We start from the raw sequence: 23,533 nt of genomic DNA, 5'->3' as shown, positions 1-23,533 counted from the left end.
GACATGACTTTGACCGGCGTAGTCCGGCGGGTTGTCGTCCCGTCGCCGATCTGGCCAGTGTCGTTATATCCCCATGCGTAGGCGTTGCCGTCGCTGCCCACGGCCAGCGCATGATAGCCTCCGGCGCTGACCTGTGTGTAGGTGAAGTCCGCGGGAGTGTCTGCAGGCGACATGACTTTGACCGGCGTAGTCCGGCGGGTTGTCGTCCCGTCGCCGATCTGGCCTTTGTCGTTTTCTCCCCATGCGTAGGCGTTGCCGTCGCTGCCCAGGGCCAGCGAATAATAGACTCCGGCGCTGACCTGTGTGTAGGTGAAGTCCGCGGGCGTGCCTGCAGGCTTCTTCACTTTGACCGGCGTAGTCCGGCGGGTTGTCGTCCCGTCGCCGATCTGGCCGGAGTAGTTATATCCCCATGCGTAGGCGTTGCCGTCGCTGCCCAGGGCCAGCGAATGATAGGCTCCGCCGCTGACCTGTGTGTAGGTGAAGTCCGCGGGCGTGCCTGCAGGCTTCTTCACTTTGACCGGTGTCGTCCGGGGGGAAGTGTTGTCCGTCCCGTCGCCGATCTGGCCTTTGCTGTTTTCTCCCCATGCGTAGGCGTTGCCGTCGCTGCCCAGGGCCAGCGAATGCCGACTTCCGGCGCTGACCTGCACGTAGGTGAAATCCATAGGTGTGTCTGCAGGCTTCGGCACCGGGGCGGGCGTGTTCCGCTGGTCGGGCTTGTCGATGCCGAGCTGGCCATAGTAGTTGCTTCCCCATGCCCAGGCGTTGCCGTCGCTGCCCACAGCCAATGAAAAGCCATAGCTGATCGAACTGTCGTACATTGATCCGCTGACCTGGGTGAACCTAATGCCTCGGCTGGTGTCTGGCGGGGTGATGGTGGTGGTTTCGTTGCCGAGGCGGCTACCCTGGTCGGGGTTGATTTTCCACGTGTTGTCGGGGTCTTTGAATGTCCATCTGGCGGTGAGGGTGAGGCTCTTGGTGACGGGCTTGCTGAAGTCGTAGGCGACTTCCCCGGTGAACCATCCGTCGAACAGGTAGCCTTCACGCGCAGGGTCGGGGGAGGGTCGTTTCACCCTGCCGTTTGGAGTGGAGACGTTCTGGTCTGCTGGTTCGGGGTTTCCCCCGCCCGTATCGAAGTGGACCGTGAACGTGGATCTTGGTTCGGCGCCTCGTGTCAGCGGCTGGTCGACCGTGTAGTTGAGGTTTTTGGTGAAGGGTTGGCCGTCCTGTCTGCCGACGATGAGAACAGTGGTTGATCCCGGCTTGCTGGCGGGCATGTCTGTCTGCCAGGCGTCGTTGTTCTTAGTGAGATTGAGCGGCTGGCCGTTCAGGCTGGCTGACTCCAGGATGGACGCTGTGGTGGTGCTGACTCTTGCTGGCTTGCCGGGCTGTCCCTGCCCGTCCACGTCCCACGTGAACATGCTGCCTTGCCGGTCAATGGCGGTGATCCTGCTGCCGGTGCTTGCGGCCTGCATATACCGCTTGTTCCCGTCGTCCGCGCGCATGGGTGCTTCGCCGGGCTGCCAGGACCATACGTGGCCCTCCGTGTCGGTGATAACGGCCTGGCTATCATTGGCTGTAATCGAGTTGGTTTTTATGTTTGCCGGCAGGTTGACGGCTGTGGGACTGGTCGTGTTGTCGGCCAGGTAACGGATCCGCCTTTCCGTGTCCAGGAGGAGGAACCCCTGGTTGAGGGCATGGGCCTGGATGATGCGCATTCCCGGGTCCTGCTTGATGCGCGCGGGCTTGGCGCTTCCGGTATTGGCCGTCTCCCAGGTCCAGGCCTGCCCGTCAGCGTCCACGATGAGGATCCGGCCGGGGGAGGCGATGGCGGTCACGGCCTGCGCCTTTCCGGGCAGGCTGGTCTCGGCTTGTTTTGTGAATTTCGGGTTCGGCTCCTGGCTGCCGGCATCCCTGGTCTGATAGGCGTGGGCCTGTCCCTGCTGGTCCACGGCCAGGAGTCGATTATCGTTCATGCCGATGCTGGTGAATTTGGTGTCCTGTCCGGTGTCGAGGATCGTGGGCGTCGCTTGACCGCTGTTCCAGGTGTAGATCCGCTGGTCGGATCCCAAGGCGGCCTGCCGGTGGCTGCCGGCTGCGGCCTGCAGGTAGCGGAACCCGTCGGCAGCATGGGTGGGGAGAGGAAATTGCACAGGTGTGCTGTCCTGCGTCCAGGTGTAGATGCGGCCGTCGCCGGTCAGGCCGGCAATCTGGTTTCCTGCGGCTTGGATGCTGGCGATTTGAGGTTCCTGCCTGTCGGGCGGGCTGATGGTCAGCCGCGCCCCTGTGGCGGGCCCGTGATCCGGGCTCAGCGTCCAGTCCGTGACCTTCGTCCACCGGGCTTTCAGGGTCGTGTCCTGGAGGACGGGGGTTTGGAAATCATAGGGCCGGCCGTCAAGCGTCCAACCCTCGAACCGGAAGCCCTCACGCTGTGGATTCTGTTGCGGGGCAGCAGCGAGGGTGCCGGTCTTCACGCTCGCATGGGTGGGCTTGCTGCTGTCGGCCGGGTCGAAAAGCACCGTGTGCGAAGCCTGATCTTCCGTCTTGTCGGCCGATTCAGCCGGAGCGGGGGCTGTGCTGTCAGGCGTGCCCGCCGTCGACGACAGGGTGCTGGGCGTGGGGCTTAATGGTGTGGTGGTTTGTATCGGCGATGGTGAGGACAGTGGAGTGTCTGTTGCGTTGCTGTGGAGAGAGGCGGAGGTTCCGTCAGCTGCGCGAGGGGTCTGACGACCCCCTTCCCCGGAGGGGATGGGAGCGTCCTCTTGGGCGGATGCGACGCCCAGGCCTGCCAGCAGGCTGATCAGGACGGTCATCATCGCCAGGATGCGACGCAGCCGGGTACCCAGATGCATGAAACCGAAACCCCTTCACCGAACACCAAGCAGGGCAAACGCCGCTTGCAGAATAAGGTTCTTCCTGTCGGGAAGCTACCAATGCCTCAACGCCAGTCCGCGCAACAGATTGCGCGAATCATAGAGGAAGCCAGCCGGCTTCCCGACATCCCCTGCCTCTCACCCTACCACCCAGCCCACAGACAACACACAATCCAGGTCCAAACGCCCGGCGACAATGAACCCGACTGACCTATAGGAAAGGAGCCAGGGTATGACCAACCAGGGATACTATCTGCCGGGACTCTACGTGAGTGAGGGGTCCATCCCCGTTCCCCTGGACTGGGCGGGCAGTGAACCTGGCGTCTGGCGAGCTGAAGATAATGCAGATCAGGCGGTCCTCCGCTGCTTCTACCGCGTGGTCTGCGCCCCTGAGCACTTGAACGACGACCTGCCGCTACTGGTTTATTTGCAAGGCGGACCCGGGTATGGGGCTCCACGGCCGCTGAGCGCCGTTGCCGACGGGTGGATGGCCGAGGCCCTGCGCCACTTCCGCATTGTTCTGCCTGACCAGCGGGGTACAGGCCGGTCCAGCGCCATCGACGGAACCACCATCGCAGCCCTAGAAGGGCCCCGTGCCCAGGCCGATTATCTGAAGCATTTTCTGGCGGACTCCATCATTCGGGACTTCGAGCACTTGCGCCGCACGGTCTTCGCCGGCCGTCCCTGGGTGGCCTTGGGACAGAGCTTCGGCGGCTACCTGACCTTGGCCTACCTGTCGAACTTCCCCCAGGGGCTGGCTGCGGCCTTCACCGCCGGGGGCGTGCCTCATATCCCCACTGATGCCTACGAGCTATTCTCTCATACCTTCACCAAAATGGCTCAGCGGTCCCGGGCCTTCTACCAGCGCTATCCGAGGGACCAAGACCGTGTGGCGGCCATTGCCGACCGGCTGGCCCAGGGTGATGTGGTCCTGCCCGGCGGCGACCCTTTGAGCGTGGAGCGGCTGCAGACCCTGGGCGTCGACCTGGGCAAGAGCGGCGGGTTCGAACGTCTCCACTGGCTGTTGGACACGGCCTTCCTGGACGGCGACGGCAGCCTGCCCGCTTCCGGAGCTAGCAGCTACCGAGCCACCCTCTCGCAGACCTTCCTGGAAGGGGTGCGGGCGGCTACCTCGGTCAGCCCGCTCTACTGGCCCTTGCAAGAGTTTATCTACGCCGACGGGGACTGCGGCCCCCTGCACTGGGCAGGGCAGCGGGTGCGCGATGCCCGACCCGAATTCGATACTGCTGCCCGACCGCTCATGTTCACCGGGGAGGCGATCTTCCCTTGGATGTTCGAGCAGGAATCCGCCCTGCGTCCCTTCGGTCCGGCGGTCAGCCTGCTCATGGAGGAGGGCTCCTGGGGCCACCTGTACGATCCCGACCGTCTGGCCGGCAATCAGGTTCCCCTACAGGCCGTGGTCTACGCCGACGACCTCTACGTGCCCTCCGAGCTCCAGCTGGACACCCTCTCGCGTGTGGGCCACGCCCATGCCTGGGTGACCAACGAGTTCGAGCACGACGGCCTGCACGGGGACAGGGTCTTCGCCCACCTCTATAGGCTGGCCCTGGAGCGCGGCGATCTGGAGGGGCTCTTCCCGGCGCGCGGCTAGACTTGAGGACATGAACACGGACTCATTGACTCTTGGATTCATCGGATACGGCAACATGGCCCAAGCCATGGCCCAGGGGCTTGTCGACGCGGGTGTGCTGCCCGGCGGCCGGATTGTGGCTTGCGCAGTCCACTATGACCGGCTAGTGGAGCGGACGGCTCAGCTAGGTGTGCGGCCCATGCACTCCGGCACCGAGGTGGCCGCGGCTGCCGACCTTGTGATTCTGGCCGTCAAGCCGGGGCAGGTGGCCCAGGTCTGCGAGCCCATCCGCCATGAGCTGGCCGATCCGGACCGCATGGTCCTCTCGGTGGTGGGCGGCATGACCCTTGAGGACTATGCCGACATCCTGGAGGAGGGCACCCACCTGATCTGCGCCATCCCCAACACCCCCATTTCAGTGGGGCAGGGGATTCTGGTCACTCAGGAGGACGATACCCTGACCGACCAGCAACGGGAGCTCTTCACCCAGGTCTTTGACCCGGTGGCCATGATCGTGCGCCTGCCCCGTGAGCTGGTCTCGGTGGGGACGACCATCGCCGGATGTGCGCCCGCCTACACGGCCATGTATATGGAGGCTCTGGCTGACGCTGGGGTGGAGCATGGGCTGCCCAGGCAGGCAGCCTACCGGCTGGCGGCGCGAATGGTGGAGGGGACTGGAGCCCTCTACCTGGCCACCGGCACCAACCCCGGGGCCATGAAGGACGCGGTCTGCTCACCGGGCGGAACCACAATCAAGGGTGTTGCATCCTTGGAGAAGCACGGCTTCCGTGGAGCGGTCATCGAGGCTATTGATGCGGTAGAGCGGGAAGCCACGCCGGGGCAGTCCGGGCAATAGACTGGTGGATATGTCGTTAACCATAGGAATCGTCGGGCTGCCCAACGTTGGCAAGTCCACACTCTTCAATGCCCTCACCCGCAACAACGTTCTGGCGGAGAATTATCCCTTCGCCACGATAGAGCCCAACACCGGCATCGTGCCCCTGCCCGACGACCGGCTGCCTGTTCTGGCCAAGCTGGTCCACACGGACAAAATCGTGCCCGCTACGGTCACCTTCGTGGACATCGCCGGCATCGTTAAGGGAGCCTCGGAGGGGGAAGGGCTGGGCAACCAGTTCTTGGCCAACATCCGCGAGGCCGACGCCATCTGCGAGGTGGTCCGCGCCTTCAATGACGACGACATCGTCCACGTCAACGGCAAGGTGGATCCGGCCGACGACATCGACACCATCAACACCGAGCTGATTCTGGCCGACATGCAGACCATCGACAAGGCCTTGCCCAAGCTGGAGAAGGATCAGCGTGGGGGCAAGATCAAGCCCGCCTACCTGGACACCGTCCGCAAGGCCAAGGAGATTCTTGGACAGGGGCGGACCATCGACCAGGCGGCCCAGGCCGGGGACATCGACAAGGATGAGCTCTACGACCTGCATCTGATGACTGCCAAGCCTTTTATCTACGTCTTCAACGTGGATGACGACGAACTGCAGAATGATGATATGAAAAGGCAACTGGCTGACTCCGTGGTTCCCGCGCCTGCCATCTTCCTCAACGCTCAGTTCGAGTCCGAGCTGACTGAGCTTGACGAGGCGGATGCTCGCGAGATGCTGACCGATGCCGGGCTCAAGGAGTCTGGTTTGGACCAGCTGGCCCGGGTGGGCTTTGACATTCTTGGTCTGCAGACCTTCCTGACTGCCGGGGTCAAGGAGGTGCGCGCCTGGCAGATTCACAAGGGCTGGACCGCCCCCCAGGCCGCCGGGGTCATCCATACCGATTTCGAGAAGGGCTTCATCAAGGCCGAGGTGGTCTCCTACGACGACTTCGTGGCCGCCGACGGGTCCTACGCCAAGGTGCGCGAGGAGGGCAAGATGCGCCTTGAGGGCAAGGACTACGTCATGCAGGACGGCGACATCGTGGAGTTCAAGACCGGCATCCCCTCCGGTGCCAAGAAGTGAGTACCAGGCCCGGGTTCGCCATTCGCCGGGGTCATGGGTTGCCGCTGATTTTTGTACACGGGTCGGGTGTGGATCACCACATCTTCGATGACTTGGACCCCGTTTTCGAACGGGTGGGCGGCTTTGAGCGGATCTACCTGGACCAGCCCGGCTTTGGCCGCACACCACCCGATCCGTCCATCCTCGACCTGGACGGTTTGGCTCGGTGGCTGGATGACCAGGTGGACATTTTCAGCGAAGGCGGCCCCTTCGCTCTAGTGGGCAACTCCCTGGGTGGGCTACTCAGCCGCCATGCCGCCGCCGGGCGGTTGGACCGCTGCCGGGGGATGGCCCTGCTCTCCTCGGTGGTCGACCCGGTGACCGCCCACAGGCGCCTGCCCCCGCGTCAGGTGCTGGTCCATGACGACCAGGGCCTGGCCGACGCGGACGAGTTCACCAGGCATGCCTACCGGCAGATGGCTGTGGTGGAGTCCCGGGGGCACTTGGAAGCCTACCAACGCACCATCATGCCCGGCATTCGTTCGGCCGATGCCGATACGGTGGCTCGAATGGAGAAGTACTACCAGCTCGATCTGGACTTCGACCAGGTTTGGTCCGGGTTCATAGCCCCGGTGCTCTTCGTCTGCGGCCGCCAGGACGACCGTGTGGGCTACCTGGACCAGTTTGACCTGGCCTGCCGCTTCTCCCGGGCCTCCTACTCGGTGCTGGACCGGGCCGGCCACAATGTGCAGATTGAGCAGACCGCCTTGGTTTGCGACCTGCTGGAGGATTGGGCCAGGCAGGTGTTGAAAGGCTGAGGCCGTCCTGGTTTCTTCTGCCGCTAAAATGAACTGTGCATACAGGTTCGTTCAATGGCGACGAAGGGAAGGATATGGCTGACTGGGGATTGGATTGCAAACGCCTTAAGCGGCGTGTGCTTGCCTTGCTCCGTTGGCTGCTGGACCCTGTCCGCCGCACGCCTGTGGTAGTTACAACCGCCTTGCTGACGCTGTTGCTGGCAGTCATGATCGCCAACCTGTTCCAGCCGGTGAATGCGGCTCATGCCGAACGATCCGCGGGTGCGAGCGTTTCTGGCGCATCCACTGTTTCTGCAAGACGATTCCCCAAGGTGTATCATCACAGCAAACCTAATTCCTCTTCATCAACCGCAAGGGTTCAGAAGACAGACCCTGCTGGTACCTCCATCCAACCTGTCGATTGGCTCAAGCCTTCGCAGCAGATCGATTACCCGGATCCTGCGGCCCATCCTGGCCTCTCCCTGGAGGTCAGCCTTCAGGACCAGCGGGTCTATGTGCGCGACGGGTCCGAACTGCTCTACACCATGTATGCCTCGTCGGGCATGGGTGACTCCACGCCCAGGGGAAGCTTCCGCATCCAAGCCGAACGTGGCGACCACTTCTACAACCCCAGTGAGGGGATGGGTGCCCGTTACTACACCAGTTTTTTGAACCACGGGGTTTTCCTTTTCCACTCGGTTCCCACTGATTCCAGCGGCAGCTACATCAAGGAAGAAGCCGACCTGTTGGGCGTCCGACCCAGCTCCCACGGTTGCATCCGACTGACGGTTCCCGACGCTCGATGGATCATGCAGTCCGTGCCCATTGGCACGCCCGTTCTGGTTAAGTGAATTTCAGCACGTCCAAAATGTGACCATTCATCTGCGCACATGCCTTGGGTTTCCTAACTTTGCCCCTACCACAGAGAGAATTATCGAGAGGAAGTGGTCAGGAATCATGCAAAAGGTGCAGCGGTTCAGTGACTGGTTGACTAAGTGGTTCATCCTGGTGGTCCTAGCGTGGGCCGCCATTAACTTCTTTGTCCCGCAGATTAGCATTTGGGCCCGTAGCTACACCAACTACTTCCTGAGCATTATTCTCTTCGGCATGGGGCTGACCCTGAGCTTGGACGATTTCAAGCGAATCATCAAAATGCCGCTCATGGTCATCGTTGGCACCGTGGCCCACTACCTGATTATGCCCCTGCTGGCCGTGCTGCTCTGCCGCATCTTTCGCTTGGACGGCATGATCGCCGTGGGAGTCATCTTGGTAGGCTGCTGCCCCTCGGGAACCTCATCCAACGTCATGTCTTACCTGTCGCGTGGCGACGTTGCCCTGGACGTGTCCATAGGCTTGCTTTCCACACTGTGTGCGCCCTTCATGATCCCCATGCTGATGAACCTGCTAGCCAGCCAGTATGTGGCCATCCCCACCAAGCAGCTTTTCCTGACTGCACTTGAGGTGGTGCTGATCCCCATCGCCCTGGGCCTGGCCGTCCACGCCTTATTCAAGGAAAAGGTGCAGAAGGTGACCGTGGCCCTGCCGGCAGTCTCGCAGATCGCCATCCTGATCATCATCGGCGTGGTCGTCTCCGTCAACCATGCCAAGCTCTTCACCGCCGCCACCGCCCTGGTCCTGCCGGTGGTCATGCTTCACAACCTGTGCGGGTACGGGCTGGGCTTCCTCTTCAGCCGGCTCATGTACCGCCTCTACCCCAAGGGATTCCGCTACGCCCAGCAGAAGGCCATTACCTTCGAGGTGGGCATGCAGGATTCCGGACTGGGCGCGACCCTGGCCCTGCAGGCCTTCGCCGCCGACCCGATTGTGGCCATACCCTCCACCTTCTTCAGCGTCTGGCACAACATCTCCGGCTCGGTGCTGTCCGCCTGGTGGCGTCGGCATGACGACCGTCTAGGGATTGCTGCCGACTCCGCCCAGGGTCGTCCGGAACCGGCTCGCGCCTAGGTTCCGCAGCTCCTTGATTGCTGGCTGGATCTGCTACATGCCCGGTCCGGCCAGCAGGAAACCCAGGGCTGTCAGCAGGGGCGGCAGGAGCATTGAGGCTGCCAGATAGCCAAGAGCCGCCAGATGCCGTCTCTGCCGGGTCAGGGCCAACACTTCGTTGACCGCTGTCGAGAAGGTGGAGAAGCCGCCCAGCAGTCCTGTGGCCAGCAGCAGCCGTCCCCAGGCGGGCAGTCCGTGGAAGGCGGCCAGGGCGGCCACCAGTCCTGCAGCCAATCCGGCCAGCAGGTTGATGATCATGGTCGAGAGGGGCAGGTACACCTGCCAGCGGGCCTTGACCAGGGTATCCAACAGGTAGCGAAGTCCGGCACCCAGGCCGCCGCACAGGCAGATCAGCAATGTAAATGCAATGGTCATCGCACACCCGCCTGGATGTGTGCGGCCAGACGTGCTCCCAGCGCGGCCATGGCCCAGGAGACCATCAGGCCTCCGGCAAAGGAGATCAGCAGGTAGGCAAGGGTTGCCCGGACTTGACCGCCCGACAGTCCTTGGATCAGTTCCAGCGAGAGCGTGGACATGGTCGACAGCCCTCCGCACAGGCCCATGCCCAGGCCCCTGTTGGTCAGTTGCCTTTGGCGTGCGTGTGCGCTTTTGGGTAGCCCGGCCATGAAGGCAGTCAGCAGGGCGTAGCCTGCACAGGCGATCAGGTTAGCCAGGAGGGTTCCCGGATGCAGCGGTCCGGTCTGGCCGGGCAGCAGGCTCAGGGCGTACCGGCAGCCAGTGCCCAGTGCTCCGCCCAGCATCACCACCAGGGCTGTGGCCATGTCAGGTCCGGTAGGGGGTTTGGTCATTGAAGGCCTCGGTTTCCGACGGATCAGCGTCCGCTGGGTCGGGCTGAACGGCATGCGCCTGCACTCGGCCCGTTAACGGGGTCGTCGAATCATGGTGCAGGAACTATCAGCAGTTTGCGGTTCGGGGCTCAAGCCCCGGGCGGGTTCCATCGCCCGAGGCTCATTCTAGGAGTGGAAGGGGACCGCGACTGCCCCAGCTGCTCACTCGGTGTGGTTCTCCGGGTCCAGGGTCAGCCGGTCGTCGTCGGCATCGTAGTCGAAGAGCTCGCCGTAGCGGCCCCAGGTGATGGCGGTGTCGAACTGCTGGACGGCCTCCTTGTCCGAGTGGTGGGCCCGCAGCAGGTCCAGGATCAGGGAGCCGTGCAGGCTCTTGTCGTCGCTGTTCTTCAAGGCCCGGTCGATGATGCGGATCAGCGGAACATGATCCATCAGCATGCGTGAGAACATCTCCTTGCTCTCCAGGATGTCCGCGTCGTGCCAGGCCCGGCCCTGGTCGGTCAGCCTGACATGCCCGTTGTCCGCTTGGAAGATGCCCAGCATGAGTCCGGCGTCAATCAGGGGGAAAAGGTCGTCCACTTCGAAGGAGAGCTTGGCGGCCAGGTCGGCCAGGTCCATGCCGTTGGGCTGGTTGACCATGACATCGGCCAGACCGGCCAAGCCGCCGGGGGTTGCGTCGGGCAGGTTGCGCTCGGCGGTCTCCTCGTCCCGTACCGAGTCCCGCACGGCCTGACGATTGCGCACCTTGGTCTGCAGGCGGCGGCGGATATCCTCGCTGTCGCGCTGGCCGGTCAGGATTGAGTAAAGGTAGTCCACGCAGGACTGGAAGAGGTCGGACTGCTTGTCCCTAGGCCTGTCCAGATTGATGGGCACGTTGGCGATGACACGGCCGGGATGCGAGTCCAGTACCAGGACCCGGTCGGCCATCTCCACGGCCTCCTCGATGTTGTGGGTGACGATCAGGACCGACTTGACGCTGCCTGCCTCCTCGGACCAGACTTTGAGGACCTCCTGGCGAAGGTTTTCGGCGGTCAGCACGTCCAGAGCCGAGAAGGGCTCGTCCATGAAGAGGGCGTCCGGCTTGAGGACCAAAGCCCGGGCGATGCCCACGCGCTGGCGCATGCCGCCGGAGAGCTCTTTGGGGTAGGCGCTTTCGAAACCGTCCAGACCAATGGCATCGATGGCGGCCAGGGAAAGTTTCTGGCGCTCCTTCTTGGGCACGCCCCGGGCCTGCAGGCCCAATTCGACGTTGTCTTTGACAGTCAGCCAGGGCATCAGGGCGAAGCTCTGGAAGACTAGGGCCACGCCGGGATTGGGCCCGTCAAGCTGCCTGCCCCGGTATTCGACGCTGCCCTTGCTGGCAGGAACCAGGCCGGCGAGGATGCGCAGCAGGGTGGACTTGCCGGCGCCTGAGCGGCCCAGGATGGCCACCACCTCGCCCTCGTGCAGGGTGAAGTCGATGTTGTCCAGGACAGTCAGCTCCGCGCCCTTGTCAGACTGGTAGGTCTTGGTCACGTGCTCGGCTGTGATGATCCCGTTGGAATTGATCTTGGTCATTGTCGAACCTTTCAGACTTCTCATGTCAGGGAATAGCGCCGTTGTGCCAGTGATTGCAGGGGAGACCAGAAGAACCGGTCGGCCAGGACCACGAAGATGCTCATGACGGCCACTCCCAGGATGATGCGGGGGGTGTCGCCGGTGGCGGTGACCTGGGCTATGTAGGCACCCAGGCCCTTGGCCGTCAGTTCGGTCTTGCCGTAGGAGACCACCTCGGAGACGATGGAGGCGTTCCAGGCCCCGCCGGCTGCGGTGATGCCGCCGGTGCACCATGAGCCGAACAGTGCAGGCAGAATCAAGGTCTTCCATCGCTGCCAGCGGTTCTGGCCCAGGCTGCGAGACATCTCCAGCAGGTCGTCGGGGATGGCCGAGGCCCCGGCGATGACGTTGAAGAGGATGTACCACTGGGTGCCCAGGGCCATGAGCAGGATGCTGCCCCAGTTGATGTCGATTCGCCAGATGATGAAAACCATGGTGACGAAGGGGAAGATGAAGTTGGCCGGGAAGGAGGCCAGGATCTGCACCAGGGGCTGCAGGTAGCGGGAGATGCGCGGATTCATGCCGATCAGAGCACCTAACGGGACCCAGACGATGGTGCAGACCACCATCAGGATCAGCACTCGCAGGAAGGTCAGCAAACCTAGCTGGAAGACGTGCCCGACCTCGCCCAGGCCCAGAGGACGGATGACCATACGGTCCAGCTGCCAGAGACCCCACAGGCCGATCAGGGCCAGGCAGGCCCACCAAACCAGATCGCTTGCCCTCCTGCGTCCACCGGCACGGCTCCAACGCGCCCCGGTGCGGCCCAGGGGGCGGGTGATCCGGTCCAGCAGGTCCGCCAAGGGGTGGCCCACCAGACCCAACAGGTCCTTGACCCCGGACAGGCGGATGACCGTCAGCACCAGGCTGCGCCGGGGCTCGGTGGACTGGCTGCTGGTGTAGCGGAACTTCTCTGCCCAGGCGGTCAGCGGCTTCCAGAGCAGGAAGTCAATCAGCAGGACCACTACGATCATGGTCAAGATGGCCAGGCCCACCTTGCCCAGATCCTGCTCGGCGGTGGCCTCCTCCACGAAGGAGCCGATGCCTGGCAGGGCCAGGGTCCTGTTGTTGACCGAGATCATCTCGGAGGCGGTCAGGAAGAACCAGCCGCCGCCCATGCTCATCATGCAGTTCCAGAGCAGGGGGATCATGGAGTTGGGCACGTCCAGCTTCCAGAAGCGCTGCCAGCGGGTCAGGCGCATCAGCCTCACCGCCTCGTCCAGGTCAGCGGGTTCGCTAGTCAGGGAGTTATAGAAGGAGAAGGCCATGTTCCAGGCCTGGCTGGTGAAGATGGCAAAGATGGAGGCCGCTTCCACGCCCATGATGGACCCGGGGAATAGGACCAGCCAGATGGAGATGGTGGCCGACAGAAAGCCCAGGACGGGCACCGACTGCAGGATGTCCAGAAGGGGGATGAGCACGGCGCCCAGGCGCCGGGATCGTGCGGCGGCCAGTCCGTAGAGGAAGGCGAAGACCAGGGAGATGATCAGTGCCGTGAACATGCGGAAGAGTGAGCGTAGCGCGTAATAGGGCAGGTTGGTCGGGTCGGTGGAGACGTGCGAGGGAACTCCGGCGGGGCCTATGGGGGCGCCCAAGGCAGGCAGCAGATAGGCCAGGGCCCCCAGCAGGACCAGTGCGCCTATGGCTACAGCCAGGCCCGTCCATATGCGGGTGGAGCGCGATGCCTGGCTGCGGTCGTCGTTCAGTGGAGAACGGGGCATTCCTGGCAGTGCGACAGTATTCACGATGGCCTCCCTCCAAGGTGCGGAACATCCCTGTCGGCAGCCTCGAAGACGGCGTTGCGATCGGCCATGAGCCGACCATTGTCATCGTTCAAGCTTCGGCTTCGCATGGTGTTTGGCCCTGCATTAGTCCCTGCCTTGACACGACGGGGACTGTTGACCTGCGCGGGGTGTCTCCACCACTTTGCGGCAGCATGCCTTGTCCATGCGGTAGCTTCACCTACCGACCACCAAATAACATAGATGGGCCCAAGAGCAGTGTCAAGCATTTGCCAAACCAGCGTTGCCGTCCTTGCCAGGACTGACAATGACAAGGGTCTGCACACAGTCAGTGCAGACGCGAAATGGAATGTAAGGAGCGAATCCCTATGAAGATCGTGGCAGTCACGGCCAACCCCGAACCCAAGAGTCTGACCGATGCGGCGGGCAATGCCCTGCTGGACGGGGCGGCCGAGGGTGGGGCTCGCACCGAGTTGATCGACCTTTGCGCCGAGGGGTTCAATCCCGTCTTCGGCATGGAGGACAGGACCCATTACCTGGGCCAGGGACCTATGCCCGAGGATGTTCAGGCCATGCAGGAGCGGATCAAGGATGCGGACGTGCTTGCCCTGGTCTTTCCCGTCTACTGGTACAGCATGCCGGCCATCATGAAGGGCTTCATTGACCGGGTCATCTGCCGGGGCTTCGCTTACCACGCTGACGGCACCCCAGGTGCCTTGGCCGGACGTCGGGTGGAGCTGGTCATGCTGACCGGCGGGGAAAAGGAATGGTACCATTCCAGCGGTATCGGTGAGGCGCTGGACAATCAGCTGCGCAGGCAGACCTTCCTCAAGTACTGCCAGGTCGCGCAGGTGGAGACCATCTATGTGGACAATCTGGACTCGGGCAACGACGAGCAGCAGGCGCGGGAGGCCGCTGACCGGCACCTGGTGGCCCTGGCCTTGAAGGGTCGTCAGCTAGCCGCAGGGACCGCGCCCGGAGCGGACCAGGACGCTCAGTGACGCTCAGCATCGGGTTCGTCTTCGATGACACCCTGGATGTGTTCGACGGGGTCCAGCAGCACATTCTGACCCTGGGACGGGAGCTGGGCAAGCGGGGTCACAGGGTCCAGTATCTGGTCGGGCAGACCGCCCATCCGCCGGTTGACGGAGTCCACTCCCTGTCCCGCAACGTCATGGTCTCCTTCAACGGCAACAGGATGCGCATACCGCTGCCAGCGCCCAAGGCGCCCATCCGCCGGGTCCTGGAGGCCGGGCACTTCGACCTGTTGCACATTCAGGCTCCGTACAGTCCCTTCCTGGCCGGACGGGTTATCCGTGCCGCAGATCCGGCAACGGCCCTGGTGGCCACCTACCACATTGCCCCCGCAGGAAACCTGCAGTTGCTGGGCGGTCGGCTGTTGGGAATGATCAACCGAAGGACCCATAGGCGCATCGACAGGGTCATCGCAGTCTCGCCTGTGGCGGCCAGTTATGCCCGGCAGACTGCCGGTGTGTCCAGCAGGGTGGTGGCAAACCCTGTGGACGTGGCTGCGCTGCGCCAGGCTCGTCAGGCCGGCGACCAGGAGGTGGCGCGCCTGCACGGCCAGGGACCGCATCTGGTCTTTCTGGGACGGTTCGTGGCCCGCAAGGGGGCGGGGATCCTGCTTTCAGCCCTCCAGACGGGGGAGCGGGCCGGCATCCTGCCTGAAGGCCTGCATGTGACTATGGCCGGCAAGGGTCCACTTCTGGAGGATTGCCGTCGAAAGGCCGCCGCCCTGCGCACCCCGGTGGCCTTCCCCGGCTTTGTGGACGAGAAGGACAAACCTGCCCTCCTGGCCTCCTCCGACCTGACCGTTTTTCCCTCCACCGGAGGCGAGTCCTTCGGCATCGTCCTGATGGAGGCCATCGCCTCGGGCACTGCTCCTGTGCTGGCCGGTGACAATCCTGGTTACCGGTCCACCCTGATGGGCGATGAGCGGGCTCTGGTCCCCGTCGACTCACCCAACACCCCCGAACTGCTGGCCCGGCGAATTGCCCAGGCCTTAGGGGACCCCTCATGGAGGCGGAACGTGCGCCATGACCAAGTTGCGCTCCTGGACCGCTACGACGTGACCGTGGTGGCCGATCAGGTGGAGGAGGTCTACCAGCAAGCCATTCAAGACCGCCGTCTCATGTAGGGTAGGTACATGTCATTCTTTGATTTCTTCGGTGCCATGTTCGACCCTGAGGGCGGTCCAGGCGGTCCAGGCCGGCGTCGCAATGAAGACGACCCGGTCATCCTGCACGTGCAAACCGATGGTGAGGGTCCCGGCCAGGGGGGCGGCGGCACGCCCCGCTTCCGCTTCTCCAGTCCGGGTGACCCTCGGCTGACTTCCCGAAGAAAGGGCGATGAAGGGCCTTCCCGGGGCTCGCGGATTCTGGCAGTGGTTGTGGCAGTCGTGCTGGTCGTCTTCCTGCTACTGTTCGCGCTGAGCCGCTTCATCACCGATGTCATGTGGTTCTCCCAGCTGGGGGCGGCGCAGATAGTCTGGACCCAGCTGGGCATCAAGGTGGGCCTATGGCTGGCTTATGCACTGTTGCTGGCCGCGGTGACCCTGCTTTCGGCCATCCTGGCCATCCGCAGCCGTCCCGATTCGCCTGACGGGTCCACCATCAGGGTCAAGGGCGATCTGATTGAGGTAGGCAAGGGAGTCTCTTCACGCACGGCGCTGAAGGTGGCCGTGGTGGTCTCCCTGGTTGTTGGCGTATTCTTCGGCTTCCAGTTCAACGCCGACTGGAAGCAGGTGCTCCTGCTCTTCAACGCCCAGTCCTTCGGGGTGCGCGATCCCCAATTCGGCCTGGACAACGGCTTCTATGTCTTCATCCTGCCTGGCCTGCAGCTGTTGGTCTCCTCCCTGCTGATGATGCTGCTGGCGGCCACGGTCTTCAGCTTGGTCACCAACTTCCTCATGGGTGGCATTCGCTTGACCATGCCCGTGCACGGCCGGGGCATTCTGGAGATGACCCGTTCCGCCCGCAGGCAGGTGGCCGTCTGGTTGATCCTGTTCATGCTGGTCTGGGCCGGCGATACGGCCCTGGGTGTCTTCGGCAGGCTGACCGAGGAGGGCGATCGGATCACCGGCGCCTCTTACACCTCGGTCAAAGCGGCCATCCCAGTGACCCTGATTATGGCCGTGGTCATAGCTCTGCTGGGCATAATTTTGGCCGTCTGGATTCTGAGGTCGCCCACCCTGGAACCCGGCCGTGTCCATGCAGGATCCCTGGGTTCGGCTGTCAAGCAGTGGAGGATTCCCGCTCTGGCTGTAGCCGTCACCATCGTTCTGTCCCTGCTGCTGACCGTTTTCTGGCCGGCACTGGTCCAGCGCTTCCGGGTCAACCCCAACGCTCAGGAGATGGAATCCGCCTACATTCAGCGCAACATTGCCGCCACCACCAAGGCCTATGGGCTGGACAAGCTTAAGACCGAGGCCTATGACGCCACCACCGAGGTCCAGTCAGGCGCCCTCTCCCGGGATGCGGAGACCACGGCACAGATTCGCTTGCTGGATCCCCAGGTGGTTTCTCCCACCTTCCGTCAGCTGCAGCAGTCCAAGCAGTACTACACCTTCGAGGACACCCTGGCCGTCGACAAGTACGACATCGACGGAGTCAGCCAGGATACGGTCATCGGCGCTCGCGAGCTGGACCTGGAGGGCAACGACAACCGCAACTGGGTCAACGACCACACGGTCTTCACCCACGGCTACGGCATCGTGGCCGCCTACGGTAACAAGGTCACCCCGGACGGGCAGCCCGAATTCTTTGAGCAGGACATCCCAACCAAGGGCAAGCTGACCGACAGCCAGCACTACGAGCCGCGAATCTACTTCTCGCCCAACGCGCCCGAGTACTCCATCGTCGGCGCGCCCCAGGGCTCGTCAGGCTGGGAGTTCGACTATCCTACCGGTTCTAAGGGAGCCACCAACACCTTCAAGGGCAACGGCGGCCCCTCGGTGGGCAACTTCCTGGCCCGAGTACTTTACGCCATCCGTTTTGGATCCGATCAGATACTCTTCTCGGACCGCGTCACCCCCGACTCGCAGATTCTCTACAACCGCTCGCCCAAGGAGCGCGTGGCCCAGATCGCCCCCTATCTGACCCTGGACGGGCGCGTCTACCCGGCTGTGGTGGATGGCCGGGTCAAGTGGATCGTCGACGGCTACACCACCTCTGACGCCTACCCCTACTCACAGAAGGTAGACCTGGGGCCCATCACCCAGGACACGACCACCTTGAGCTCTGAGGCCGTCAAGGGCCTGGGCTCTCAGAAGGCCAACTACATCCGCAACTCCGTCAAGGCTACGGTCGATGCCTACGACGGCTCGGTGGATCTGTATGCCTGGGATGCCAAGGATCCGGTGCTCAAGGCATGGCAGAAGGTCTTCCCCGGCCAGTTCAAGCCGCTTTCGTCAATCTCCGGTGACCTGATGAGCCACATGCGTTACCCGGAGAGCCTGTTCAAGGTGCAGCGCCAGCTCCTGTCCCAGTACCACGTCAACTCGGCCAGCCAGTTCTTCTCCGGCGAGGACTTCTGGCAGACCCCCGTGGATCCGACCGGCACCAGCAAGGAGCAGAAGGCGGGAATCAAGCAGCCTCCCTACTATCTGACCCTGCAGACCCCGGGGACTGACAAGCCCGCCTTCTCGCTGACTTCCACCTTCATCCCCGCCGGCACCTCCACCAGGGAGATTCTGACCGGGTTCCTGTCTGTGGATTCCGACGCCGGGTCGACCAAGGGGGTGATAGGGCCGGACTACGGGACCATCCGGCTGATGGAGCTGCCCAAGAATTCCAATGTTCCCGGCCCGGGGCAGGCCCAAAACAACTTCAACTCGGATGCTGCGGTCTCGACCGAGCTCAACCTGCTCCAATCCGGATCCACCAAGGTCAAACGCGGCAACCTGCTGACTCTGCCAATTGGCGGCGGACTGATCTACATCCAGCCGGTATACGTCCAGTCCAGCGGTGCCACCAGCTTCCCCCTGCTCAAGCGGGTTTTGGTGGCCTTCGGAGACAAGGTTTCTTCCTCAGCGACCTTGGATGCGGCTCTTGACAAGACCTTCCAGGGCAACTCGGGCGCATCGGCAGGCGATGCCGACAATACTGGACGCACCAATTCCAATGCTGACCAGAGCGAGCAATCCGATAAGGCCCCAGGTAAGACCGCTGGGTCCGGCGGGGCATCTACCACAGGAGGACAGGCCTTGAAACAGGCCTTGGACAAGGCCAACCAGGCCATGAGCGACGGCGATGCCGCCCTGAAGAAGGGCGACTTCAGCGCCTACGGCGAGGCTCAGAACCGTCTGCGCGAAGCCCTCAAGGAGGCCTCCGACCAGGAGGGCGGTAACAAGTGAGCGCCACCCCGTGCATTCGGCTCTGCCGTCGCGGAGACCTGGAGGCGGTCACTGCCATCTACAACCAGGCGGTCATGGATGGCGGTTCCACGGCAGATACGGCCCCGGTCAGCCTGGATCAGCGCCTGCAATGGTGGCTGGACCACAATCCGGACCAGGGCCATCCGGCCCTGGTCCTGGAGCAGGAGGGCCGGGTGCTGGCCTTCGGTTCCCTGTCGGCGTACTACGATCGGCCCGGCTACCAGGAGACATGCGAGCTGAGCTACTACGTGGACCGTGGCAGCCGTGGCCGTGGCCTGGGTGTCCTGATGGTCCATTCCCTGCTGGAGCGCGCCCAGCGGGAGGGCATGCGTCTGGCCGTGGCCATCATCTTCGATGACAATTCGGCCTCCAAAGCCCTCTTGCACCGGTTCGGTTTCAGCCGCTTCGGCCTTCTGCCCCAGGCAGCTTGTGACCGGTTCGTGCTGCATGATGTTTCCTACTGGAGCCTGTCCCTTGAGCGAAATGGGGTCGGGGAGCCTGTGTAGAATCTCACCGTCCCGTCTGAGAGCAGGAGGTATCACCTACATGGCATCCGATTTCTGGCTGATAGCCGGACTGGGCAACCCGGGTGACGAGTATAAGGGCACCAGGCACAACATGGGCTTCATGTGCGCCGATCTGCTGGCCGAACGATGGTCGGTCAACCTGCGCGACCATAAGGGTCTGGCCCAGCTGGGCCGTGGCACCCTGGATCTTGACGGACGCCGCATACCCTTCTTCCTGGCAAAGCCGTTGACTTTCATGAATGACTCCGGCGATGCCTTGGCCTCCATCTGCTCCTACTACCACATACCGGTTGGCCGGGTCGTGGTCATCCATGACGACATGGACTTGGAGTTCGGCCGGATCAAGGTCAAAGCCGGCGGCTCCTCTGGCGGGCACAACGGCATCCGTTCCATCGACCGTTCCCTGGGCAGCAACGCCTACGCTCGGGTTCGCATGGGCGTGGGGCATGCCCGGAGAGGTCCGGACGCCCATCGCCGCACTGTGGACTGGGTTCTGGGCACCTTTGTCGGCGATCAGCGCAAGCGCCTGCCCGATTTCCTGGCCGACGGCGCGGATGCCGCAGAAACCGTAATCGCCAAGGGCCTCAGCCAGGCTCAGGAGCAGTTCAATGGTCGATGAGCATATCCAGTCAGGGCAGGAGACTGGCAAGAAGGCGGAGCCTCAGGAATCGCTGAATGGATCCCTGCGTCCTCTTTTGGACGACCTGCAGGCGGATGCCGCCTTCAAAAGGTTGGTCCAAGGAGACTCCGAGCCTGCTACCGACACCGACACCTCTCTTATGGTGCAGGCTCCCCAGGGGATCAGGCCAGCCCTGGCCGCTGCGGCAGCCGGACGTGCCCCGGTGGTCCTGGTGGTCCCCTCCGAGCGTGATGCCGAGGAGATGGCCGGCGCCATCCGTTCCTGGTATGAGGGCGACCCTGGCGATGTAGCCCTGCTGCGCTCATGGGAGACCCTGCCTCACGAGCGGCTCTCGCCCCGGGCAGACACCGTGGCATCCCGGATGGCCGTCTTCAGGCGGCTGGCCCATCCGATTCAGGACGACCCTGACTTCGGACCCATCCGCATCCTGGTCATGCCCGTGCGCTCCCTGCTGCAGCCGGTGGTCAAGGGGCTGCAGGATGTGGAGCCCCTGGTCTTCCTACGCGGCCAGGACCTGCCTTTGGACCAGGCAGTCGAAGCCTTGGTCCGCAACGCCTACACCCGGGTGGACCTGGTCATGGAGCGCGGACAGTTCGCCGTCAGAGGCGGAATCCTGGATGTCTTCGTCCCCACCATGGCCCACCCGGTGCGCATTGAGTTCTTCGGCGACGAGGTGGACACCATCCGCAGCTTCCACGCCTCCGATCAGCGCACCTACGGCCCCGACCTGGACCGGATCTGGGCGCCGCCCTGCCGCGAGCTGCAGCTGACCGACCAGGTCCGCGCCCGCGCCCGCTCCCTGATAGGGAGCATCCCCAACGCCGACGACATGCTGGAGTCCATTGCCCAGGCAATTCCGGTGGAGGGCATGGAATCCCTCCTGCCTGCCCTGGTTGACGATCTGGTGCCGGTAGGGTCCATGCTGCCTGAGGGCGCTCTGATTTTACTGTCGGAACCTCAGCTACTGGCCCGCTCCGCGCAGGATCTGGTCAAGACCGCCAACGAGTTCCTGGCCGCCAGCTGGCATGTGGCCGCCTCAGGACAGGGTTCGGGCGCGCCCATCAGCTTCGACAGGGCCAGTTTCCTGGACTACGACGAGGTCATCTCATCCCTGGAGTACCGCAAGGGTGAGGTCTGGAAGCTGACCGACCTGTCGGTGGATCCGGACCGGGAGGGAGCCGAGCGGCTGGATGCCCTGGCACCGGACCAGTACCGCGGTGACGAGGATCGGGCCGCCTCGGGAATCGCCTCCCTGCTGGAAAGAGGCGACCGGGTTGTGGTGACCGCTCCGGCCCAAGGGACCCTGAGCCGTCTGCGTCGGGCCGTGCAGACCACGGGGATCACCGGGCTGGAGTACCACCGCTCCCTGGCTGTGGACGGCTTCGTGGACCAGTCCGCCCATCTGGCCCTGCTGACCGAGCGGGACCTGACCGGGCGTACCAGCGTGGCCGCTGGCAGCAAGACCACCAACCGACGGCGCAAGGCCATCGACCTGGACGAGCTCAAGCCCGGTGACTATGTGGTCCACGACCAGCACGGCATTGGCCGCTTCCTAGGCATGCGCCAGCGCAGCGTGGGCGTGGGCCCCAGCAAGGGCAGCCGGGAATATCTGGTCCTGGAGTACGCCCCCTCCAAGCGCAATGCCCCGCCAGACAAGCTCTTCGTGCCGGCCGACCAGCTGGACCAGGTCAGTCGTTACATCGGCGCCGAGATTCCCAGGCTCAACAAGCTGGGCGGATCCGACTGGTCGGCCACCAAGGCCAAGGCCCGCAAGCACGTTCACAAGATCGCCCAGGGACTGGTCAAGCTCTACTCGGCCCGGCAACGCACCAAGGGCTTCGCCTTCAGTCCCGACACCCCCTGGCAGAAGGAGTTGGAGGATGCCTTCCCATACCAGGAGACCCCCGACCAGCTGACCGCCATCGACGATGTCAAGGCCGATATGGAAAAGCCGGTGCCCATGGACCGCCTGATCTGTGGGGATGTGGGCTTCGGCAAGACCGAGATAGCCATCCGTGCCGCCTTCAAGGCGGTCCAGGACGGCAAGCAGGTAGTGGTCCTGGTGCCCACGACCCTGCTGGTCCAGCAGCACTACCAGACCTTCACCGAGCGCTTCGAGGGCTTCCCGGTGGATGTGGCCGCCATGAGCCGCTTCCAGACCGCAAAGGAGAACCAGACCACCATGGAGGGCCTGGCCAGCGGGGCCGTGGACGTGGTCATCGGCACCCATAAGCTGCTCAACCCGCGCATCCGATTCAAGGATCTGGGTCTGATGATCGTGGACGAGGAGCAGCGTTTCGGCGTGGAGGCCAAGGAGACCCTCAAGGCCATGCGAACCAACGTGGATGTCCTGTCCCTATCGGCCACGCCCATTCCGCGCACTCTGGAAATGGCGGTGACCGGCATCCGGGAGATGTCCACCCTGGCCACGCCCCCCGAGGATCGTCTGCCGGTACTGACATATGTGGGCGCCTACGAGGATGCCCAGGTGACTGCGGCCATTCGTCGTGAGCTCCTGCGCGGGGGCCAGATCTTCTACATCCATAACCGGGTGGAGGATATCGGCAAGGTCTCGGCCAAGGTGCAGACGCTGGTTCCCGAGGCCAAGGTGGGCGTGGCCCACGGCAAGATGGGGGAGAAGCAGCTGGACGGGGTCATCCGGGACTTTTGGCACCGGGATATCGATGTGCTGGTCTGCACCACCATCGTTGAGACTGGCCTTGATATACCCAACGCCAACACGCTGATCGTGGACCGGGCCGACCGCTTCGGTCTCTCCCAGCTCCACCAGCTGCGCGGCCGGGTGGGACGCGGCCGGGAGCGGGCCTACGCCTACTTCCTCTACGACCCCAGCAAGCCAATGACCCAGACCGCCCACGACAGGCTGGCCACCATCGCTCAGAACACGGCCCTAGGGTCCGGCTACGACGTGGCTATGAAGGATCTGGAGCTGCGCGGCACCGGCAACCTGTTGGGCGACGAACAGTCCGGCCATATCGAAGGGGTCGGCTTCGACCTTTACGTGCGCATGGTCTCCGAGGCGGTGGAAGAGTATAAGGAGCCTGGGCGGACCGAGCCGGTCACTGTCAGCATCGACCTGCCCTTGGAAGCTTCCATCCCTGTGGACTACATTGATTCGGACAAGCTGCGTCTGGAGGCCTACCGCAAGCTGGCCTCGGCTCGCAACGAGCAGGATCTGCGCGACCTGCATGAGGAGCTGACCGACCGATATGGGCGTCCGCCGGCCCAGTTCGACACCCTCTTCGCAGTTGCCAGGCTGCGGGCCAAGGCTCGTTCCCTGGGCATTGCGGAGATCGCCTCCCAGGGCTCCAGGGTGCGCATCAGGCCCGTGACTATGCCCGATTCCCTCCAGGCAAGGATCGCACGTATCTACAAGGGCAGCCAGTACCGTCCTGTGACGCAGACCCTGCTGATCCCAGCGCCCTTCGCGGGCTCCCTTGGTTCGGGACCCATGGATTCGGTGGCCATGACCGCCTGGGTGGACACCCTGCTGGACGACCTTGCCTGGGGGCTGCCCAAGTCCTCCGACGATGGCACGCCAGCGGGTCCCTCGCCCGTCCAACAAAACTAGTATCCTGTAAGAGACATCACA

At 63.5% G+C, this 23,533-nt stretch carries 17 protein-coding genes and 2 riboswitches; of the genes, 12 read left to right on the top strand and 5 right to left on the bottom strand.

Annotated elements, in window-relative coordinates; translation table 11 throughout:
• The coding region (locus CI603_RS04010; RefSeq protein ID WP_121913129.1) for an InlB B-repeat-containing protein at window positions 1-2,849 on the bottom strand (2,849 nt) is incomplete at its 3' end.
• Window positions 2,850-3,102: 253 nt separating this feature from the next.
• Between CI603_RS04010 and CI603_RS04005 the strand changes: the two genes are divergently transcribed.
• The 6 genes from CI603_RS04005 (at window position 3,103) to CI603_RS03980 (ending at window position 9,175) form a co-directional block, all read left to right on the top strand.
• Window positions 3,103-4,482 (top strand): alpha/beta fold hydrolase, encoded by a 1,380-nt coding sequence (locus CI603_RS04005; protein ID WP_121913128.1) that lies wholly within the window; start codon window positions 3,103-3,105, stop codon window positions 4,480-4,482.
• Between the two features lie 10 nt (window positions 4,483-4,492).
• On the top strand, window positions 4,493-5,317 hold the full coding sequence (proC, locus tag CI603_RS04000) for a pyrroline-5-carboxylate reductase (protein WP_121913127.1): 825 nt from the start codon (window positions 4,493-4,495) through the stop codon (window positions 5,315-5,317).
• 10 nt (window positions 5,318-5,327) lie between these two features.
• Window positions 5,328-6,434: a redox-regulated ATPase YchF gene (ychF, locus tag CI603_RS03995; protein WP_121913126.1), complete on the top strand. Its 1,107-nt coding sequence runs from the start codon at window positions 5,328-5,330 to the stop codon at window positions 6,432-6,434.
• Window positions 6,431-7,231 (top strand): alpha/beta fold hydrolase, encoded by an 801-nt coding sequence (locus CI603_RS03990; RefSeq protein WP_121913125.1) that lies wholly within the window; start codon window positions 6,431-6,433, stop codon window positions 7,229-7,231. Before ychF ends, CI603_RS03990 begins: the two co-directional genes overlap by 4 nt.
• 35 nt (window positions 7,232-7,266) lie before the next feature.
• Window positions 7,267-8,061 carry a L,D-transpeptidase gene (locus CI603_RS03985; protein WP_220702255.1) on the top strand — a complete coding sequence of 265 codons (795 nt, stop codon included), beginning with the start codon at window positions 7,267-7,269 and terminating at the stop codon, window positions 8,059-8,061.
• A gap of 106 nt (window positions 8,062-8,167) precedes the next feature.
• Window positions 8,168-9,175: a bile acid:sodium symporter family protein gene (locus CI603_RS03980; protein WP_121913124.1), complete on the top strand. Its 1,008-nt coding sequence runs from the start codon at window positions 8,168-8,170 to the stop codon at window positions 9,173-9,175.
• A gap of 33 nt (window positions 9,176-9,208) precedes the next feature.
• On the opposite strand, the gene CI603_RS03975 is transcribed toward CI603_RS03980, so the two are convergent.
• The 4 genes from CI603_RS03975 to CI603_RS03960 all read right to left on the bottom strand — a co-directional run bounded on the left by CI603_RS03975 (window position 9,209) and on the right by CI603_RS03960 (window position 13,337).
• Window positions 9,209-9,589, bottom strand: coding sequence for a CrcB family protein (locus CI603_RS03975; RefSeq protein ID WP_121913123.1), 381 nt, complete (start codon window positions 9,587-9,589; stop codon window positions 9,209-9,211).
• A complete protein-coding gene (locus CI603_RS03970; RefSeq protein ID WP_183122237.1) occupies window positions 9,586-10,023 on the bottom strand; it encodes a CrcB family protein in 438 nt (145 codons plus the stop codon). Before CI603_RS03970 ends, CI603_RS03975 begins: the two co-directional genes overlap by 4 nt.
• 90 nt (window positions 10,024-10,113) lie before the next feature.
• Window positions 10,114-10,186, bottom strand: a riboswitch (Fluoride riboswitch).
• Between the two features lie 38 nt (window positions 10,187-10,224).
• The gene (locus tag CI603_RS03965) at window positions 10,225-11,601 is read right to left on the bottom strand and encodes a nitrate/sulfonate/bicarbonate ABC transporter ATP-binding protein (RefSeq protein WP_183122236.1); all 1,377 of its coding nucleotides are present in this window, start codon (window positions 11,599-11,601) and stop codon (window positions 10,225-10,227) included.
• Window positions 11,598-13,337 carry an ABC transporter permease subunit gene (locus CI603_RS03960; RefSeq protein WP_183122238.1) on the bottom strand — a complete coding sequence of 580 codons (1,740 nt, stop codon included), beginning with the start codon at window positions 13,335-13,337 and terminating at the stop codon, window positions 11,598-11,600. The genes CI603_RS03965 and CI603_RS03960 overlap by 4 nt, the downstream gene beginning before the upstream one ends.
• 97 nt (window positions 13,338-13,434) lie before the next feature.
• A riboswitch (M-box (ykoK) riboswitch) is annotated at window positions 13,435-13,593 on the bottom strand.
• A gap of 133 nt (window positions 13,594-13,726) precedes the next feature.
• On the opposite strand from CI603_RS03960, the gene CI603_RS03955 reads away from it, so the two are divergent.
• From CI603_RS03955 to mfd, 6 genes are read left to right on the top strand one after another with little or no spacing between them, the layout of a single operon-like run.
• Window positions 13,727-14,359, top strand: coding sequence for an NAD(P)H-dependent oxidoreductase (locus CI603_RS03955; protein WP_121913119.1), 633 nt, complete (start codon window positions 13,727-13,729; stop codon window positions 14,357-14,359).
• The gene (locus CI603_RS03950) at window positions 14,356-15,516 is read left to right on the top strand and encodes a glycosyltransferase family 4 protein (RefSeq protein WP_121913118.1); all 1,161 of its coding nucleotides are present in this window, start codon (window positions 14,356-14,358) and stop codon (window positions 15,514-15,516) included. The genes CI603_RS03955 and CI603_RS03950 overlap by 4 nt, the downstream gene beginning before the upstream one ends.
• 9 nt (window positions 15,517-15,525) lie before the next feature.
• Complete coding sequence (locus tag CI603_RS03945; RefSeq protein ID WP_121913117.1) at window positions 15,526-18,732, top strand: UPF0182 family protein; 3,207 nt, start codon at window positions 15,526-15,528, stop codon at window positions 18,730-18,732.
• A complete protein-coding gene (locus CI603_RS03940) occupies window positions 18,729-19,259 on the top strand; it encodes a GNAT family N-acetyltransferase (RefSeq protein ID WP_121913116.1) in 531 nt (176 codons plus the stop codon). The genes CI603_RS03945 and CI603_RS03940 overlap by 4 nt, the downstream gene beginning before the upstream one ends.
• Before the next feature lie 40 nt (window positions 19,260-19,299).
• Window positions 19,300-19,899, top strand: a complete 600-nt coding sequence (pth, locus tag CI603_RS03935; RefSeq protein ID WP_121913115.1) for an aminoacyl-tRNA hydrolase — start codon at window positions 19,300-19,302, stop codon at window positions 19,897-19,899.
• On the top strand, window positions 19,889-23,512 hold the full coding sequence (mfd, locus tag CI603_RS03930) for a transcription-repair coupling factor (RefSeq protein ID WP_121913114.1): 3,624 nt from the start codon (window positions 19,889-19,891) through the stop codon (window positions 23,510-23,512). Before pth ends, mfd begins: the two co-directional genes overlap by 11 nt.
• Window positions 23,513-23,533 lie beyond the last annotated feature (21 nt).

The sequence above is a fragment of the Bifidobacterium sp. wkB338 genome (assembly GCF_003688325.1).
GTDB classification, from domain to species: Bacteria; Actinomycetota; Actinomycetes; order Actinomycetales; family Bifidobacteriaceae; genus Bombiscardovia; species Bombiscardovia polysaccharolytica.
The sequence above is the reverse complement of the archived record's forward strand: the minus strand, read 5'-3'. Positions and strand labels throughout refer to the sequence as shown.